Source organism: Micromonospora sp. WMMD558, from assembly GCF_049315255.1.
Classification (GTDB): domain Bacteria; phylum Actinomycetota; class Actinomycetes; order Mycobacteriales; family Micromonosporaceae; genus Micromonospora.
Genome location: NZ_CP186061.1, coordinates 2,654,168 through 2,670,282 on the forward strand (window position 1 = coordinate 2,654,168; position 16,115 = coordinate 2,670,282).

Sequence of the window (16,115 nt, forward strand, 5' to 3'; positions counted from 1 at the left end):
TAGACGCCATTCGGACCGGTCGGTACTAGGTATCCCGGGCCCTGAAACTTAAGGAAGCAGAGGATGGCCGAGCTGACCATCTCGACGGAGGAGATCCGCGGCGCCCTGGAGCGCTACGTCTCCTCCTACACGGCCGGCGTCTCCCGCGAGGAGGTCGGCACCGTCGCTGACGCCGGCGACGGCATCGCCCACGTCGAGGGCCTTCCCTCGACCATGACCAACGAGCTCCTGGAGTTCGAGGACGGCACCCTCGGTGTGGCGCTGAACCTCGACGTCCGGGAGATCGGTGTCGTCGTCCTCGGTGACTTCGCCGGGATCGAGGAGGGCCAGCGCGTCAAGCGCACCGAGCGGGTGCTCTCGGTGCCGGTCGGCGACGCCTTCCTCGGCCGCGTGGTCAACGCGCTCGGCCAGCCGATCGACGGTCTCGGCGACATCCCGAACGAGGGCTACCGCGAGCTGGAGCTCCAGGCCCCGAACGTGATGGCCCGCCAGTCCGTCTTCGAGCCGATGCAGACCGGCATCAAGGCCGTCGACGCGATGACCCCGGTCGGCCGGGGCCAGCGGCAGCTGATCATCGGTGACCGGAAGACCGGCAAGACCACGGTCGCCCTGGACACCATCCTCAACCAGCGCGACAACTGGCGCTCCGGCGACCCGACGAAGCAGGTCCGCTGCATCTACGTCGCCGTGGGTCAGAAGGCCTCCACGATCGCCTCGATCAAGGGCATCCTGGAGGAGGCGGGTGCGATGGAGTACACCACCATCGTCGCCTCGCCGGCCTCCGACCCGGCCGGCTTCAAGTACCTCGCCCCGTACACCGGCTCGTCCATCGGGCAGCACTGGATGTACGGCGGCAAGCACGTCCTGATCGTCTTCGACGACCTGAGCAAGCAGGCCGAGGCGTACCGGGCCGTGTCGCTGCTGCTGCGCCGCCCGCCGGGCCGTGAGGCGTACCCGGGTGACGTCTTCTACCTGCACTCCCGCCTGCTGGAGCGCTGCGCGAAGCTCTCGGACGAGATGGGCGGCGGCTCGATGACCGGTCTGCCGATCATCGAGACCAAGGCGAACGACATCTCGGCGTTCATCCCGACCAACGTCATCTCCATCACCGACGGCCAGATCTTCCTCGAGACCGACCTGTTCAACCAGGGCGTCCGGCCGGCCATCAACGTCGGCACCTCGGTCTCCCGGGTTGGTGGCGCCGCGCAGGTGAAGCCGATGAAGAAGGTCGCCGGTTCGCTGCGGCTGAACCTGGCCCAGTACCGCGAGCTGGAGGCGTTCGCCGCCTTCGCCTCCGACCTGGACAAGGCCTCCCGGGCCCAGCTGGAGCGCGGTTCCCGCCTGGTCGAGCTGCTCAAGCAGCCGAACTACTCGCCGTACCCGGTGCAGGAGCAGGTCGTCTCGGTCTGGGCCGGCACCGAGGGCAAGCTGGACGACATCCCGGTCGGCGAGATCCGGCGTTTCGAGTCCGAGTTCCTCCAGTACCTGCGCCACAAGCACGAGGGCGTCCTGGCGGCGATCGCGGACAACAAGTGGGACGACGAGATCGTCGGGTCGCTCGACTCGGCGATCACCGAGTTCAAGAAGCTCTTCCTCGGCAAGGAGGAGGAGCGGCGGATCAACGAGCCCGCGGCCCAGCCGCTGGAGGGCGAGGAGAGCCGCGAGACGGTGACCCGGTTCCGCGAGAGCACGACCGACCGCCCGGCTGAGAGCTGACGATGGCCGCCCAGGTGCGCGTCCTTCGCCAGCGGATCCGCTCGGCGAAGGGGATGAAGAAGATCACCAAGGCGATGGAGCTCGTCGCGACGAGCCGTATCGCCAAGGCCCAGGCCCGGGTGGAGGCGTCGCTGCCGTACGCCCAGGCCATCACCGGGGTGCTCACGGCGCTGGCGTCCAACGCGCGGATCGACCACCCGTTGCTCACGCCGCGTCCCCAGGTCCGGCGGGCCGGTGTCCTGCTGATCACCAGCGACCGGGGCCTGGCCGGTGGGTACAGCTCCAACGCGATCAGGACCGCCGAGTCGCTGGTCGCCCGGCTCAAGGCCGACGGCAAGGAGCCGGTGCTCTACGTCATCGGGCGCAAGGGCGTGTCGTTCTACCGGTTCCGTAACCGGGAGATCGCGGCGAGCTGGACGGGCTTCTCGGAGCAGCCGACGTTCGCCGACGCCCGCGAGGTGGGCGAGACCCTGATCAAGGCGTTCTCGGCCGGCGCGGACGACGTGGACGGCAGTGCGGGGGCGGACGGCGTGCTCGGTGTCGACGAGCTGCACATCGTCTTCACCGAGTTCAAGTCCCTGATGACCCAGAACCCGGTCGCGAAGATCATCGGGCCGATGCAGGTGGAGGACCGGCCGCGGTCCGAGGGCCTGCTCCCGGCGTACGAGTTCGAGCCGGAGGCGGATGCGCTGCTCGACGCGCTGCTGCCGAAGTACATCAACACGCGGATCTACGCGGCGTTGCTGGAGTCGGCGGCGAGCGAGTCGGCGGCGCGGCGGCGGGCGATGAAGAGCGCCACCGACAACGCCGAAGAGATGATCGAGAAGTACACGCGCGAGATGAACTCGGCCCGCCAGGCCGGGATCACCCAGGAGATCAGCGAGATCGTCGGCGGCGCGAACGCGCTGGCCGCGTCGGGAAGTGAAGTGTGATGACTGCCCCAGTAGAGACCAAGACGGCCACCGGTCGCGTGGTCCGGGTCATCGGCCCGGTCGTCGACGCCGAGTTCCCGCGCGACGCCATGCCGGAACTGTTCAACGCCCTGAACGTGGACGTGACCCTCTCCGGCGGCGAGAAGACGCTGACCCTCGAGGTCGCCCAGCACCTGGGTGACAACGTGGTCCGTGCCATCTCGATGCAGCCGACCGACGGTCTGGTCCGCGGCGCCGAGGTGCGCGACTCCGGCTCGCCGATCAAGGTGCCGGTGGGCGACGCGGTCAAGGGCCACGTGTTCAACGCGATCGGCGAGTGCCTCAACCTCACCGAGGGCGAGACGCTCAGCCCGGACGACCACTGGCAGATCCACCGCAAGGCCCCGGCCTTCGCGGACCTGGAGCCGAAGACCGAGATGCTGGAGACCGGCATCAAGGTCATCGACCTGCTCGCCCCGTACGTCAAGGGCGGCAAGATCGGCCTGTTCGGCGGTGCCGGCGTGGGCAAGACGGTGCTCATCCAGGAGATGATCACCCGTGTCGCCCGCAACTTCGGTGGTACCTCGGTCTTCGCCGGCGTGGGTGAGCGCACCCGCGAGGGCAACGACCTCATCGCCGAGATGACCGAGTCCGGCGTCATCGACAAGACCGCGCTGGTCTACGGCCAGATGGACGAGCCGCCGGGCACCCGGCTGCGGGTCGCCCTCTCCGCGCTGACCATGGCGGAGTACTTCCGCGACGTGCAGAAGCAGGAGGTGCTGCTCTTCATCGACAACATCTTCCGCTTCACCCAGGCCGGTTCCGAGGTGTCCACCCTGCTCGGCCGGATGCCGAGCGCCGTGGGTTACCAGCCGACCCTGGCCGACGAGATGGGCGAGCTCCAGGAGCGGATCACCTCCGTCCGGGGCCAGGCCATCACCTCGATGCAGGCGATCTACGTGCCCGCCGACGACTACACCGACCCGGCGCCGGCCACCACGTTCGCCCACCTCGACGCGACCACCAACCTGGAGCGGTCGATCTCCGACAAGGGCATCTACCCGGCCGTGGACCCGCTGGCGTCCTCGTCCCGGATCCTCGCCCCGGAGTTCGTCGGCCAGGAGCACTTCGCGGTGGCCACCGAGGTGAAGCGGATCCTGCAGCGCTACAAGGACCTGCAGGACATCATCGCCATCCTCGGTATCGAGGAGCTCTCCGAGGAGGACAAGCTGACCGTCGGCCGTGCCCGGCGGATCGAGCGGTTCCTGTCGCAGAACACCTACGCCGCCGAGCAGTTCACCGGCGTGCCGGGCTCGACGGTCCCGATCAAGGAGACCATCGAGGCGTTCAAGAAGATCAGCGAGGGCGAGTACGACCACTTCCCCGAGCAGGCCTTCTTCATGTGCGGCGGCCTGGAGGACCTGGAGCGCAAGGCCAAGGAGCTGATGGCGCAGGGCTGAGCCCGCTGCCGACCGTCGTCGGGCTCGCCCGTCGACGACATGAAAGGCCGTCCCGGTTAACGCCGGGGCGGCCTTTCGTTCATCTTCAGGACCTAGCATCGCCGCTGCCCGGTTCCACGCGGTCGGCAATCATCCGGCACGCGAGGTACCGTTCATGCGCGCGCTCCCCCGATTGCGCGCGGAACCGTGCAACCAACGGCTGCGTACGCCCGTCTCCTCATCGTGGGCGTGACGAACGGAGATGATCGTGGGTAAGGCCGGCAAGGGCGGTGGGAAGCCGTCCGTGTGGGCAGGCGTGCCGCGGTGGGCCCGGGTGTGCACCGTCTTCGGTGCCGTCCTCATGTTCCTCAGCGGCGCCGTCCTGGTGGGCACCGAGGCGCTGATGGCCCGCTACGAGGGCGCGGTGGGCAAGGCCGACCTCTTCGGCGACCAGGCCGCCGGCGCCAAGGAGCGCAAGAGCGACATCAAGGGCCCGCTCAACATCCTGCTCGTCGGCGTCGACCCCCGGAAGGCGGAGCAGCCGCCGTTGGCCGACTCGGTCATGGTGCTGCACGTGCCGGCGGGCCTCGACCGCGCGTACCTCTTCTCCCTGCCCCGGGACCTCTACGTCGACATCCCGGCGTTCAGCCAGGCCGGCTACAACGGCGGCCGGGAGAAGCTGAATGCGGCGATGTCGCACGGCAGCCGCAGGCAGGGGCAGAACCCGGACGCGGCGCAGGGCTTCCAGCTTCTGTCGAAGACCGTGGAGCAGGTGACCGGCATCGAGCGGTTCGACGCCGGTGCGATCATCAACTTCAGCGGCTTCATCCGCATCGTCGACGCGATGGGCGGCGTCACGATGAACATCGAGCGCGACGTGCGCTCCGAGCACCGTAGGCCGGACGGCACGCACCGGGAGCTGAGGCCGGGCGGCGGGGGCTACCTGGGACCGCAGGCCGAGTACAAGAAGGGCACCCAGCACCTCAAGGGCTGGCAGGCGCTGGACTACGTCCGGCAGCGCTACCCGAAGAACGGCGTGCCGGACGGCGACTACGGCCGGCAGCGCCACCAGCAGCAGTTCGTCAAGGCGATGGCGAGCCAGGCGTTCAGCGCCGACGTGGTGACCAACCCGATCAAGCTGGACAAGGTGCTCCGGGCGGCCGGCCAGTCCCTGGTCTTCAACGGCCGGGGGCACAGCGTCGTCGACTACGGCCTGGCGCTGAAGAACCTGCGCCCGAACAACATCCAGATGATCAAGCTGCCGGGCGGCGGCATCATGGAGAACGGGAAGTACCTGGGCGAGCGCTTCGAGCCCGCCGTACAGGACTTCTTCGCGTCGTTGAAGAACGAGCAGCTCGACGCCTTCCTGCTGGAGCACCCGGAATTCCAGAACAAGGCGAGCTGAGTGAGGCAGGTCTCGCCACCCGCGTTACGGGCGGGCCGGCGGCGCGATTAGACTTTCGGCACACCGCCGCCGCAGCAAGGAGACAGCGTGGCACAGCAGCTTCACGTCGAGCTCGTAGCCGTCGAGGAGAAGGTCTGGTCCGGCGAGGCCGAAATGGTCGTCGCGCGGACGACCGAGGGCGAGCTGGGTGTGCTGCCGGGGCACGCGCCGCTGCTCGGCCAGCTCGCCGAGCCCGGCCAGGTCCGCATCAAGCTGGCCGGCGGTGAGCAGGTCGCGTACGAGGTGGCCGGCGGCTTCCTGTCGGTGAGCGCCGAGGGCGTCACCGTCCTGGCCGAGAGCGCCACCCCGGTCTCCGCCGCGCACGGTCGCTGAGCCGACACCGGAGATGGAGATCGTCGAAGGGATCGGGATCGGCGTCGCCGTCCTCCTCGGCGCGCTCCTGATTCTCTTCGTCCGGCGGGCACTGGTCACCCGCAGCGGAGGCATCATCCGGCTCAGCGTCCGGACCTCCACCATGCTCGACGGCCGAGGCTGGGCTCCCGGCTTCGGCCGCTTCGTGGGTGACGAGCTCCGGTGGTACCGGATGTTCAGCTTCGCCCTCCGCCCGAAGCGGGTCCTCTCCCGGAAGGGTCTGGCGGTGGAGCGTCGCCGGCTGCCCGAGGGGCAGGAGCGCTTCGCGATGCCCGCCGACTGGGTCATCCTCCGCTGTACCAGTCATCACGCTCCGGTCGAGATCGCCATGGCGCGATCCACCGTCACCGGGTTCCTCTCCTGGCTCGAGGCCGCCCCTCCGGGGGCGGTCTCGCCGCGTCTGGCCTCCCAGGACTGGCCCGCCGCCTGAGGCACCCCCTCAGCCGATCGCCGCGACCAGCTCCACCTCGTACCCCTGACCGTCGCTGAGGTAGGCGGCGTAGGTTTCCGGGCCGCCGGCGTGGGGATGGCGATCGGGGAAGAGCAGCGACCAGCCGTGCGCCGGCGCCGCCGCGACCAGCCGGTCGACGGCGGCCGGCGGGCCGGCGTGGAAGGCGAGGTGGTTGAGGCCCGGGGCGAGCCGGTCGTGGACCCGGCCGGACAGCGCGGGCGATTCCTCCAGCACCAGGTAGGTGGGGCCGAGCCGCCAGGAGCGGCCGGCCGGCCACTCCTGGAACGGCTTCCAGCCCAGTTCCCCGAGGAGCCATCCCCAGCTGCGGACGGCGCCGGGCAGGTCGGGGACCCACACCTCGACGTGGTGCAGCGCGCCGGTGCGGGCGGGCGGCGGTCGCCCGGTCAGCGGTTACCGCCGGGCACCCATAGCACATCTCCCGCCGGATTTGCCGTTCTTGCCAGGATAAAGAGCAGATCGGAGAGCCGGTTGAGATACTTTGCCGGGAGGGGGCTGGTCCGATCAGGGTCGTGTGCGACCAGGGCCCAGGCCGCACGCTCGGCGCGTCGGGCGATCGTCCGCGCCACGTGCAGCAGCGCCGCGCCCGCGGTGCCGCCGGGGAGGATGAAGGAGTCGAGCTTGCTGAGGCGTGCGTTGTACTCGTCGCACCAGCCCTCGAGGCGCTCGACGTACTCCTCGGTGACCCGCAGCGGCGGGTACTTCGGATCCGGCTCGACCGGGGTGGCCAGGTCGGCGCCCACGTCGAACATGTCGTTCTGGATCGACCCCAGCACGTCGCGCAGTTCCTCGTCGAGCTGCCCGAGGGCGAGTGCGACGCCGATCGCCGCGTTGCACTCGTCGACGTCCGCGTACGCGGCGATCCGGGGATCTGTCTTCGGCACCTGCTCGTTGTTGCTCAACCTGGTCATGCCGGCGTCGCCGGCCTTGGTGTAGATGCGCGTGAGGTGGACGGCCATGACGCACAGCCTACGGATACCGGACCTGACCATCCCGGCCCGGCCGGAGCCCGCCTGGCCGGCCGGCGTCGGGCCCGGTGACCCGGCGGCCAACGCCGTCGACGTCATCCGGGTCCGCGGCGGCGCCCGCCTGGCCGGCACCGTGCACGTGGTCGGCGCGAAGAACTCGGCCCTGAAACTCATGGCCGCCGCCCTGCTCGCGCCGGGCCGCAGCGTGATCACGAACGTCCCGCGGATCACCGACATCGCCATCATGGGGGAGGTGCTGCGCCGGTTGGGCTGCGACGTCCGGTTCGACGCGGACGACCCGGTGGACCCGATGGTGGCGTACGGCGGTGTGGCCCGGTCCCGCTCGGTCACCATCGACGTGCCCGAGCTGCCCGGCGCCGAGGCCGACTACGACCTGGTCCGCCGGCTGCGCGCGTCGATCTGCGTGCTCGGTCCGCTGCTCGCCCGGCGCGGCTGCGTCCGGGTCGCGCACCCGGGCGGCGACGCGATCGGCTCACGCGGGCTGGACATGCACATCTCGGGGCTGACGAGGATGGGCGCCGACATCGCCGGCGAGCACGGATTCGTGATCGCCTCGGCCCCGCACGGCCTGCGCGGCGCCGAGATCGTGCTGGACTTCCCCAGCGTCGGCGCCACCGAGAACCTGGTGATGGCGGCGGTCCTCGCCGAGGGCACCACGGTCATCGACAACGCCGCCCGCGAGCCCGAGATCGTCGACATCTGCACGATGCTCAACCAGATGGGGGCGCTGATCGACGGCGCGGGCACGTCGACCCTGACGATCGTCGGGGTCCCCGGGCTGCGCCCGGTGCGACACGCCACGGTGGGGGACCGGATCGTCGCCGGCACGTGGGCCTTCGGCGCGGCGATGACCCGCGGGGACGTGACCGTGACCGGGGTGCCCCCGGCGTTCCTGGAGCTGGCCCTGGACAAGCTGGTGTCCGCGGGTGGGCTGGTGGAGACGCGGCAGGACGCCTTCCGGATGCGGATGGACGACCGGCCGCGCGCCGTCGACGTGGTGACGTTGCCGTACCCGGGATTCGCCACCGACCTGCTGCCGATGGCGATCGGGCTCGCCGCGGTCAGCGACGGCGCCTCCCTGATCACCGAGAACATCTTCGACGGCCGGTTCATGTTCGCCAACGAGATGATGCGGCTGGGGGCGGACATCAAGACCGACGGGCACCACGCCGTGGTCCGGGGCCGGAACAGCCTCTCCGGGGCGCCGGTGCACGCGACGGACATCCGGGCCGGGGCGGGCCTCATCATCGCGGGGCTCTGCGCCGACGGGGTCACCGAGGTTTCCCACGTGCACCACGTGGACCGGGGCTACCCCGACTTCGTGGCGGACCTGCGGGCGCTCGGCGTCGAGGTCGAGCGTGACACCGCGCCCGACGAGCCGGCCGTCACCATCTGACGGGTCGGGCTGCGCCGGGCACCGCCCTTAGCACTCGTTCAGGCCCGCCGACTAGGGTGCAGGCAGACACCCAATCAGGCGAGGGAGTGAGCAGATGGCGGGTCGACTCGCGGTCGTCGGGGCCGGGCTGATGGGCTCGGGCATCGCCCAGGTGGCGGCGCAGGCGGGCTGGCAGGTGACGCTGCGGGACCTGGACGACGCGGCCACGAAGCGCGGCGTGGACGGCATCCGGAAGTCGCTGGAGAAGTTCGCCGAGAAGGGGAAGATCCCGGCGTCCGACGTCGAGGTGACGCTCGGCCGGATCACCCCCACCACCGACCTGGAGGCGGTCGCCGACGCGGACATCGTCGTCGAGGCGGTCTTCGAGCGCCTGGAGATCAAGCACGAGGTCTTCCGCGCGCTGGACAAGATCTGCAAGGCGGACGCGGTGCTCGCCACCAACACCTCCGCCATCCCGGTCACCCAGATCGCCGCCGTCACCGAGCGCCCGGAGGCGGTCGTCGGCACCCACTTCTTCTCGCCGGTGCCGATGATGAAGCTCTGCGAGCTGGTCCGCGGCTACAAGACCAGCGACGAGACCCTCGCCACCGTGAAGGCGTTCGCCGAGGAGATCGGCAAGACCGTGGTGGTCGTGAACCGCGACATCGCCGGTTTCGTCACCACCCGGCTGATCGCCGCGCTGGTGGTGGAGGCGGTCAAGCTGGTCGAGTCCGGCGTGGTCTCGGCGGAGGACCTGGACACGGCCTGCCGGCTCGGCTTCGGTCACGCCATGGGCCCGCTGGCGACCACCGACCTGACCGGCGTGGACGTGCTGCTGCACGCCGCGAAGAACATCTACACCGACACCGCCGACGAGAAGTTCTTCCCGCCGGAGCTGCTCCAGCGCATGGTCACCGCCGGCGACCTGGGCCGCAAGACGGGCAAGGGCTTCTACTCGTACTGAGATGCAAGGAGGGGCCCCTTGTTGACAGCTTGTGTTAACAAGGGGCCCCTCCTCTACCGCAGACGTTAACAAGGGGCCCTTCCTTGCACGTCAGCCGTCGCGGTTGGTCGTCCAGCGGAAGGTGCCGAGGCAGAGCAGCAGGCCGATCACGCACCAGGCGCCCAGCACGAGGGCGACCCGGCCCAGCTCGAAGGAGCCGCCCGGCTCCTGGGCGCCGAAGGCGTCCGGCAGGAACACCGAGCGCAGCCCCTGGCACATCCACTTGAGCGGGAAGAGCGCCGCCACCTGCTGCATCCAGCTCGGCAGCTGGGTGAAGACGAAGAACACCCCGGAGATGAACTGGAGCACCAGGGCGACCGGGGTGACCACCGCCGAGCCGCTGCGCGAGCTGCGCGCCAGCGAGGAGATCGCGATGCCGCACAGCGTGCAGGCGGTGATCCCGAGCGCGGAGACCCAACCGAAGGTCAGCCACTTGGCTGCCGTGCCGGGCAGTTCCAGGTCGAACAGGGCGGCCGAGACGGCGAGCAGCAGCGCGGTCTCGGCGACGCCGACCACCACCACCAGGATCACCTTGCCGGCGAAGTAGACCCACTTCGGCATCGGCGTGCCCCGGTAACGCTTCAGCACCCCCCGGTCCCGCTCGATCGGGATCCAGATGCCGAGGTTCTGGAAGCTGACCGTCATCAGACCGGTCGCGATCATGCCGGTGACGAAGTACTGCGTGAAGCGCACGCCCGGCGCGATCTCGCCGTCGAAGATGGACGCGAAGATCATGATCATGATCACCGGGAAGCCCAGCGTGAAGACGACGGACTCCCGGCTGCGCAGGAACTGGGTGATCTCCAGCCGACCCTGTCGCAGGCCCAGGGCGACCGGGCCCGGCCGGCGCCGCGGTGTCGCGGTGGCCGGCGTGGCCGGCGTCATCGTGGTGCTCATCTGTGTCCGATCATCCTCAGGTAGACGTCCTCCAGCGTCGGCCGGGTCACCGTCAGGCCGGGCACCTCGCCGCCGAAGCGCGCGGCCAGCTCCGCCACCAGCGCCGTCGGCGTCGCGCTCGCCACGCTCTCCACGGCCCCCTCCGGCGTACGCCAGGAGACCGTGGCGAGAGCCTCGTGCCGGTCGCCCAGCCGCTCGGGTACGGCGACCTCGACCAGCCGCCCGCCGGCGATCACCCCGACGCGGTCGGCCAGGGCCTCCGCCTCGTCGAGGTAGTGCGTGGTCAGCACGATCGTCGTGCCGGCCGCCGCCAGGTCCCGGATCAGCTCCCAGAACTCGCGCCGCGCCTCCGGGTCGAAGCCGGTGGTCGGCTCGTCCAGGAAGAGCAGCTCGGGGCGGCCGACGATCCCGAGCGCCACGTCCAGGCGGCGCTTCTGGCCGCCGGAGAGGCTGTGCGTACGGGCCTTCGCCTTGTCGGCCAGCCCCACGCGGGCGATCACCTTGTCCGGGTCCTCGGCGTCGGCGTAGAAGCCGGCGAAGTGGCGCACCACCTCGGAGACGGTCAGCTCGTCGAACTCGCCGGTGCCCTGGAGCACGATCCCGACCCGGGAACGCCAGTCGGGGGCGGGGGCCGCCGGGTCGCTGCCGAGCACCGAGACCTCGCCGGCGTCGCGCTTGCGGTACCCCTCGAGGATCTCGACGGTGGTGGTCTTGCCGGCGCCGTTCGGGCCGAGCAGGGCGAACACCTCGCCCCGGCGGACGTCGAGGTCCACCCCCGCCACGGCGACGGTCTCCCGGTACGCCTTGCGCAGCCCCCGGACGGAGATCGCGAGCTCGTCATCCATGCCGTCAAGTGTGCGGCCTGGCCGCCGGCGGCGGCCGTCCGGGGTGTGGCGGTTGCGGCCATACCGGGCGCTTCCCGACCCGGCGTCCGCGACATGGACCTGTGTGGTTTTCCACAACCCGTTTTACTGAACGGTAACTTAAACTCCGGCCATGGACGAGAAGGCTCTCCCGGGTCGGCTGCCCGAGCGTGACCGCCCGTGGGTGATGCGCACCTACGCCGGGCACAGTTCGGCCGCCGCGACCAACGCGCTCTTCCGCCGCAACCTGGCGAAGGGGCAGACCGGGCTCTCGGTCGCCTTCGACCTGCCCACCCAGACCGGGTACGACCCCGACCACGAGCTGGCGGCCGGTGAGGTCGGCCGGGTGGGTGTGCCGGTGGCGCACCTCGGCGACATGCGGGCGCTCTTCGAGGGCATCCCGCTGGCCGAGATGAACACCTCGATGACCATCAACGCACCGGCCATGTGGCTGCTGGGCCTCTACGGCACCGTCGCCACCGAGCAGGGCGCCGAGCTGGCCCGCTGCGCCGGCACCACGCAGAACGACATCATCAAGGAGTACCTGTCCCGGGGGACGTACATCTTCCCGCCGGCGGCGTCGCTGCGGCTGACCGCCGACGTCATCGCGTACACGCTGCGCGAGATGCCGAAGTGGAACCCGGTGAACATCTGCTCCTACCACCTGCAGGAGGCCGGGGCGACCCCGGTGCAGGAGGTCGGCTTCGCGCTGGCCACCGCGGTCGCGGTGCTCGACGCGGTCCGCGACTCGGGCCAGGTGCCCGCCGAGCGGATGGGCGACGTCGTCCAGCGGATCAGCTTCTTCGTCAACGCCGGTGTCCGCTTCGTCGAGGAGATCGCCAAGATGCGCGCGTTCGGCGCGCTCTGGGACGAGATCACCCGCGACCGGTACGGCGTCGAGAACCCGAAGCAGCGCCGCTTCCGGTACGGCGTGCAGGTCAACTCGCTGGGCCTGACCGAGGCGCAGCCGGAGAACAACATCCAGCGCATCGTGCTGGAGATGCTCGGCGTCACCTTCTCCCGGGACGCCCGGGCCCGCGCGGTCCAACTGCCGGCGTGGAACGAGGCGCTCGGCCTGCCCCGCCCGTGGGACCAGCAGTGGTCACTGCGTATGCAGCAGGTGCTCGCGTACGAGTCGGACCTGCTGGAGTACCCGGACCTGTTCGAGGGCTCGCACGTGATGACCGCGCTCGTCGACGACATCGTCACCGGGGCCCGCGTCGAACTGGAGAAGGTACTCGAGATGGGCGGCGTGGTGGCCGCCGTCGAGACCGGTTACCTCAAGAGCGCCCTGGTGGCCTCGCTCGCGGACCGGCGCCGTCGGATGGAGGCCGGCACCGACGTGGTGGTCGGTGTGAACCGGTTCGTGGAGACCGAGCCGTCCCCGCTGACCGCGGCCGGCGCCGAGGCGATCGAGCAGGTGGACCCGGCGGTGGAGGAGGCCGCCGCTACCGGCGTACGCGAGTGGCGGGCCGGCCGGGACCCGGCGGCCGCGGACGCGGCGCTGGCCCGGCTCCGCGCGGAGGCCGCGACCACGACGAACCTGATGCCCGCCACGCTGGAGTGCGTGCGCGCGGGCGTCACCACCGGCGAGTGGGCGGGCGCGCTGCGGCAGGTCTTCGGCGAGTACCGGGCACCCACCGGCCTGTCCGGCGCTGCCGGCGTGGGCGGGGACGCCACCCTGGCCGCCGTGCGTGAGCGGGTCACGGCCACCGCCCGGGAGTTGGGCAGCGGCCGGCTGCGGCTGCTGGTCGGCAAGCCCGGCCTGGACGGGCACTCCAACGGCGCGGAGCAGATCGCGGTACGCGCCCGCGATGCCGGCTTCGAGGTCGTCTACCAGGGCATCCGGTTGACCGCGGGGCAGATCGTGGCCGCCGCCGTCGAGGAGGACGTCGACCTGGTCGGGCTGTCGGTGCTGTCCGGCTCGCACCTCGCGGCGGTGCCGGCGGTGCTGGACGGCCTGCGCGCCGCCGGCCGGGGCGACCTGCCGGTGGTGGTGGGCGGCATCATCCCGGCGGTCGACGCCGAGGCGCTGCGGAGGGCCGGCGTGGCGCGCGTGTTCACGCCGAAGGACTTCGCTCTCACCGGGATCATCGACGAACTGGTCACGGTTGTCCGCGAAGCCAACGGCTTGAAGTGAAAGGAAGGGACCCCTGTTAACGCCTGGCGTGGTACAGGGGTCCCTTCCTAACAGCTGAGGCGGTCAGCGGCTGGCGTACGTCAGGCAGTCGGCCATGTCATTGTCCGGGCCGACCTTGATGCCCGGTGCGTGGCACTCCAACTGGTCGTTGTGCTGGCAGTCCGCCCGCTGGCAGGCGCCGACCTGCGCGATCAGGCCGTCCACCCCGGCCCGGACCGCGGGCATCTCGATGAAGGTGTGGCAGTGGGCGTGATCCATGCTGCCGATCGTGATCGCGAAGGCGTGGCAGTCGCCGGTGTGGTTGTACCCGCACGCCGTGACCACGCACTCCTGCACGCGGGGCATCTCGATCGCTGCGGTCATCGCCGACCTCCTCTAGAGTCTTGCCCCGATTTTAGGCTTTTGCCGGCGTTCGTGAGCGAGGTTCAGCGGTGCTGGAGAACCTCCGACAGCGGGGCGGGCTCCAGCCCGCGCTCGGCCAGGCCGGCCAGGATGTGCGGCAGCGCCTCGTCGGTCATCGGTGCGTTCGCCTCGGTGACGTGCAGGACGACCACCGAGCCGGGGCGTACGCCGTCCAGCACGGCCCGGACGATCGGCCGCCACGACGTGGCGAAGGGGTCCCCACTCACCACGTCCCCGTCCACCACCGTGACGCCCAGCGGCGCCAGCGCGTCCAGCGCCGCACGGTCGTGGCAGAGCCCGGGGAAGCGGAAGTACCGGGTCTGCCGGCCGCCGTACGGCGCCACGATGTCGAACGTACGGGCCACGTCGGCGGTCATCTGCCGCTGGGGCAACCGCGGAAGGCCGTAGCAGTCGGACGTGAAGGCCAGGTGCGCGTACGTGTGGTTGGCCAACTCGAAGCGCGGGTTGGCGGCGAGTCGGCGGGTCACCTGCGGGTACTGCTCGACCCACTTGCCGGTCAGGAAGAAGGTGGCCGGCACGCGTTCCCGTTCCAGCAGGTCGAGGATCCTCAGGTTCGCGTACGACCGCACGGCGCCGCTGCGCAACTGGTACCGCATGGCGTCGGTCATGTCCGCGTCGAAGGTGAGGGCCACCTTGTTGCCGGTCCGTGGACCATGGTCGACGACCGGCGGTCGCGTCCCCGGCGGCGTCGCGCCGGGCAGGGTGCGGGCGTCCGGCGGCGTCGCGGGAACCGTCGGCGAGGGCCGGCTCTCCGCAGTGTCGACCGGCCCGTCGGTCGGCCTCGAGGGCGTCCCTGTGCCCGCGGGCCCACTCGGGGCGGGCACCCAGAGGATGCTGGCGTTCACCGGCTCGCGGAGGTGGGCCGGGACGGTGAGCAGGACGACCGCGCCGACCACGGCGGTGAGGGTCGCGGCGAGCGGAACGCGGGAGATTCTCACGGGCACCGGGAGATGATCCCAACATCACCGGTCTCGCGGGGGCCCCGGGCGCCCGCTCTGAACTCCGAGACCTTTTCCACGTCACGGGTGCGATGACCGATTCGCCCGAGTCGGCTGTCGCCCGGTGTGCCGGATGTCCGGTTCGGCGGGTGACCGGCGGCACCGTCGCGGCGGAATGGTGGCCGGGCCGGGGTCGTTACATCACCTGGACGATCGAGCAGGGCCGCCGCCCCGAGCGGGCGCGATCCCCGGCCCACCGGCCGGAATGATGGCGGCCCGGCGGTCGTTACACATGGTCCCGGCGCCGTGAGGGCCCCCCGCCCCGCGTGGTCGCCGGTCCGGACACCCGGGACATCGCCGGTCCGACCCCCTCGGACCGTGCCTGCGAGCCCGGACGTCGCATCCGTTCGCTGATCCCCCCTTCTTGTCGGCGCGGGTGCCCTTCCCCCGAATGGAGCTTCTCGTGATGAACACGATGCTGCGTAAGAGCGTTCTCGGTATCGCTGGTCTGGCCGTCGCCGGTGGTCTCGCCGCCGGCCCGCTGAACCACGACACCACCACCGCCGGCACGGTCGGCACCACGTCGCTCGCCGCCACCGTGCAGGCTGACACGGTGGACAAGAACACGCTGATCCCGCACGGTGTGCAGGGCAAGCAGTCGCGTATCGACCTGGACGACGAGCAGACCGCGAATGTGAAGGCGATCATCGCGGCGACGAAGAAGGCCGACATGGACGAGCGGGCCGCCGTGGTGGCCATCGCCACCGCGTTGCAGGAGTCGAAGCTGGTCAACCTGGGTCACCTGGGTGAGCGCAACGACCACGACTCGCAGGGCCTGTTCCAGCAGCGCCCGTCCAGCGGGTGGGGCACGGTCGAGCAGATCACCGACCCCGAATACTCCACGCTGGCGTTCCTGAAGGGTCTCAAGCAGGTCGACGGCTGGCAGGACATGCCGCTGACCAAGGCCGCCCAGACGGTGCAGGTGTCGGCCTACCCGTTCCACTACGCCCAGTGGGAGACCCAGGCCGCCGACCTCGTCGCCGAGCACTGGAACTGACTTTCCTCATAGGGGGAACCAAGCCGCTGGCCGGCACCCGAACCCGGGTGCCGGCCAGCGGCGTCTCCACGCCCGGCCG

The 16,115-nt window shown here is 70.6% G+C and carries 16 protein-coding genes; 10 read left to right on the plus strand and 6 right to left on the minus strand.

Translation table 11 applies throughout. The features are described from left to right. Nucleotides 1-63: 63 nt before the first annotated feature. From atpA to ACN26Y_RS12970, 6 genes are all read left to right on the plus strand, one after another. Nucleotides 64-1,716, plus strand: a complete 1,653-nt coding sequence (gene atpA / locus ACN26Y_RS12945; protein ID WP_155330523.1) for a F0F1 ATP synthase subunit alpha — start codon at nt 64-66, stop codon at nt 1,714-1,716. Between the two features lie 2 nt (nt 1,717-1,718). Continuing rightward, complete coding sequence (locus tag ACN26Y_RS12950) at nt 1,719-2,648, plus strand: F0F1 ATP synthase subunit gamma (RefSeq protein ID WP_155330524.1); 930 nt, start codon at nt 1,719-1,721, stop codon at nt 2,646-2,648. Next, nucleotides 2,648-4,087 carry a F0F1 ATP synthase subunit beta gene (gene atpD, locus ACN26Y_RS12955; RefSeq protein WP_155330525.1) on the plus strand — a complete coding sequence of 480 codons (1,440 nt, stop codon included), beginning with the start codon at nt 2,648-2,650 and terminating at the stop codon, nt 4,085-4,087. Before ACN26Y_RS12950 ends, atpD begins: the two co-directional genes overlap by 1 nt. A gap of 241 nt (nt 4,088-4,328) precedes the next feature. After that, the gene (locus tag ACN26Y_RS12960; RefSeq protein ID WP_422734760.1) at nt 4,329-5,471 is read left to right on the plus strand and encodes an LCP family protein; all 1,143 of its coding nucleotides are present in this window, start codon (nt 4,329-4,331) and stop codon (nt 5,469-5,471) included. Between the two features lie 87 nt (nt 5,472-5,558). Next, nucleotides 5,559-5,843 (plus strand): F0F1 ATP synthase subunit epsilon, encoded by a 285-nt coding sequence (locus ACN26Y_RS12965; protein WP_155330527.1) that lies wholly within the window; start codon nt 5,559-5,561, stop codon nt 5,841-5,843. A gap of 13 nt (nt 5,844-5,856) precedes the next feature. Continuing rightward, nucleotides 5,857-6,312 carry a DUF2550 domain-containing protein gene (locus ACN26Y_RS12970; protein WP_155330528.1) on the plus strand — a complete coding sequence of 152 codons (456 nt, stop codon included), beginning with the start codon at nt 5,857-5,859 and terminating at the stop codon, nt 6,310-6,312. A gap of 9 nt (nt 6,313-6,321) precedes the next feature. Here the strand turns inward: ACN26Y_RS12970 and ACN26Y_RS12975 are convergent, their stop codons facing one another. Continuing rightward, a complete protein-coding gene (locus tag ACN26Y_RS12975) occupies nt 6,322-6,690 on the minus strand; it encodes a VOC family protein (RefSeq protein WP_230688976.1) in 369 nt (122 codons plus the stop codon). A gap of 47 nt (nt 6,691-6,737) precedes the next feature. Beyond that, nucleotides 6,738-7,310, minus strand: coding sequence for a cob(I)yrinic acid a,c-diamide adenosyltransferase (locus ACN26Y_RS12980; RefSeq protein WP_155330530.1), 573 nt, complete (start codon nt 7,308-7,310; stop codon nt 6,738-6,740). Here ACN26Y_RS12980 and murA point away from each other — a divergent pair. Both murA and ACN26Y_RS12990 read left to right on the plus strand, forming a co-directional pair. Then, nucleotides 7,309-8,736 (plus strand): UDP-N-acetylglucosamine 1-carboxyvinyltransferase, encoded by a 1,428-nt coding sequence (gene murA, locus ACN26Y_RS12985; RefSeq protein WP_155330531.1) that lies wholly within the window; start codon nt 7,309-7,311, stop codon nt 8,734-8,736. The genes ACN26Y_RS12980 and murA overlap by 2 nt on opposite strands. 94 nt (nt 8,737-8,830) lie before the next feature. Beyond that, entirely contained in the window at nt 8,831-9,679 is an 849-nt protein-coding gene (locus ACN26Y_RS12990) for a 3-hydroxyacyl-CoA dehydrogenase family protein (protein WP_155330532.1), read from the plus strand. 90 nt (nt 9,680-9,769) lie between these two features. Here ACN26Y_RS12990 and ACN26Y_RS12995 read toward each other — a convergent pair whose 3' ends face one another. Both ACN26Y_RS12995 and ACN26Y_RS13000 read right to left on the minus strand, forming a co-directional pair. Continuing rightward, nucleotides 9,770-10,615, minus strand: a complete 846-nt coding sequence (locus tag ACN26Y_RS12995) for an ABC transporter permease (protein WP_155330533.1) — start codon at nt 10,613-10,615, stop codon at nt 9,770-9,772. Beyond that, nucleotides 10,612-11,460, minus strand: a complete 849-nt coding sequence (locus ACN26Y_RS13000; protein WP_155330534.1) for an ABC transporter ATP-binding protein — start codon at nt 11,458-11,460, stop codon at nt 10,612-10,614. Before ACN26Y_RS13000 ends, ACN26Y_RS12995 begins: the two co-directional genes overlap by 4 nt. A 151-nt stretch (nt 11,461-11,611) precedes the next feature. Here ACN26Y_RS13000 and ACN26Y_RS13005 point away from each other — a divergent pair, with 151 nt between their 5' ends. Beyond that, on the plus strand, nt 11,612-13,618 hold the full coding sequence (locus ACN26Y_RS13005; RefSeq protein WP_155330535.1) for a protein meaA: 2,007 nt from the start codon (nt 11,612-11,614) through the stop codon (nt 13,616-13,618). A 63-nt stretch (nt 13,619-13,681) separates the two neighbouring features. On the opposite strand, the gene ACN26Y_RS13010 is transcribed toward ACN26Y_RS13005, so the two are convergent. Together ACN26Y_RS13010 and ACN26Y_RS13015 are read right to left on the minus strand one after the other, a co-directional pair. Further along, on the minus strand, nt 13,682-13,981 hold the full coding sequence (locus ACN26Y_RS13010; protein ID WP_155330536.1) for a DUF1540 domain-containing protein: 300 nt from the start codon (nt 13,979-13,981) through the stop codon (nt 13,682-13,684). A 62-nt stretch (nt 13,982-14,043) separates the two neighbouring features. Continuing rightward, the gene (locus ACN26Y_RS13015; protein WP_230688977.1) at nt 14,044-14,985 is read right to left on the minus strand and encodes a polysaccharide deacetylase family protein; all 942 of its coding nucleotides are present in this window, start codon (nt 14,983-14,985) and stop codon (nt 14,044-14,046) included. Between the two features lie 460 nt (nt 14,986-15,445). Here ACN26Y_RS13015 and ACN26Y_RS13020 point away from each other — a divergent pair, with 460 nt between their 5' ends. After that, nucleotides 15,446-16,036 (plus strand): hypothetical protein, encoded by a 591-nt coding sequence (locus tag ACN26Y_RS13020; protein WP_422734927.1) that lies wholly within the window; start codon nt 15,446-15,448, stop codon nt 16,034-16,036. Nucleotides 16,037-16,115: the final 79 nt, after the last annotated feature.

Bases quoted from the DNA above. Each gene is read 5' to 3' on its own strand.
- ACN26Y_RS12980 (WP_155330530.1), bottom strand. From the start codon at position 7,310: ATGGCCGTCCACCTCACGCGCATCTACACCAAGGCCGGCGACGCCGGC.
- ACN26Y_RS13005 (WP_155330535.1), top strand. From the start codon at position 11,612: ATGGACGAGAAGGCTCTCCCGGGTCGGCTGCCCGAGCGTGACCGCCCG.
- ACN26Y_RS12970 (WP_155330528.1), top strand. From the start codon at position 5,857: ATGGAGATCGTCGAAGGGATCGGGATCGGCGTCGCCGTCCTCCTCGGC.
- murA (WP_155330531.1), top strand. From the start codon at position 7,309: ATGACGCACAGCCTACGGATACCGGACCTGACCATCCCGGCCCGGCCG.
- ACN26Y_RS12990 (WP_155330532.1), top strand. From the start codon at position 8,831: ATGGCGGGTCGACTCGCGGTCGTCGGGGCCGGGCTGATGGGCTCGGGC.
- ACN26Y_RS13010 (WP_155330536.1), bottom strand. From the start codon at position 13,981: ATGACCGCAGCGATCGAGATGCCCCGCGTGCAGGAGTGCGTGGTCACG.
- atpA (WP_155330523.1), top strand. From the start codon at position 64: ATGGCCGAGCTGACCATCTCGACGGAGGAGATCCGCGGCGCCCTGGAG.
- ACN26Y_RS13020 (WP_422734927.1), top strand. From the start codon at position 15,446: ATGAACACGATGCTGCGTAAGAGCGTTCTCGGTATCGCTGGTCTGGCC.
- ACN26Y_RS12960 (WP_422734760.1), top strand. From the start codon at position 4,329: ATGATCGTGGGTAAGGCCGGCAAGGGCGGTGGGAAGCCGTCCGTGTGG.
- ACN26Y_RS13000 (WP_155330534.1), bottom strand. From the start codon at position 11,460: ATGGATGACGAGCTCGCGATCTCCGTCCGGGGGCTGCGCAAGGCGTAC.
- atpD (WP_155330525.1), top strand. From the start codon at position 2,648: ATGACTGCCCCAGTAGAGACCAAGACGGCCACCGGTCGCGTGGTCCGG.
- ACN26Y_RS12950 (WP_155330524.1), top strand. From the start codon at position 1,719: ATGGCCGCCCAGGTGCGCGTCCTTCGCCAGCGGATCCGCTCGGCGAAG.
- ACN26Y_RS12995 (WP_155330533.1), bottom strand. From the start codon at position 10,615: ATGAGCACCACGATGACGCCGGCCACGCCGGCCACCGCGACACCGCGG.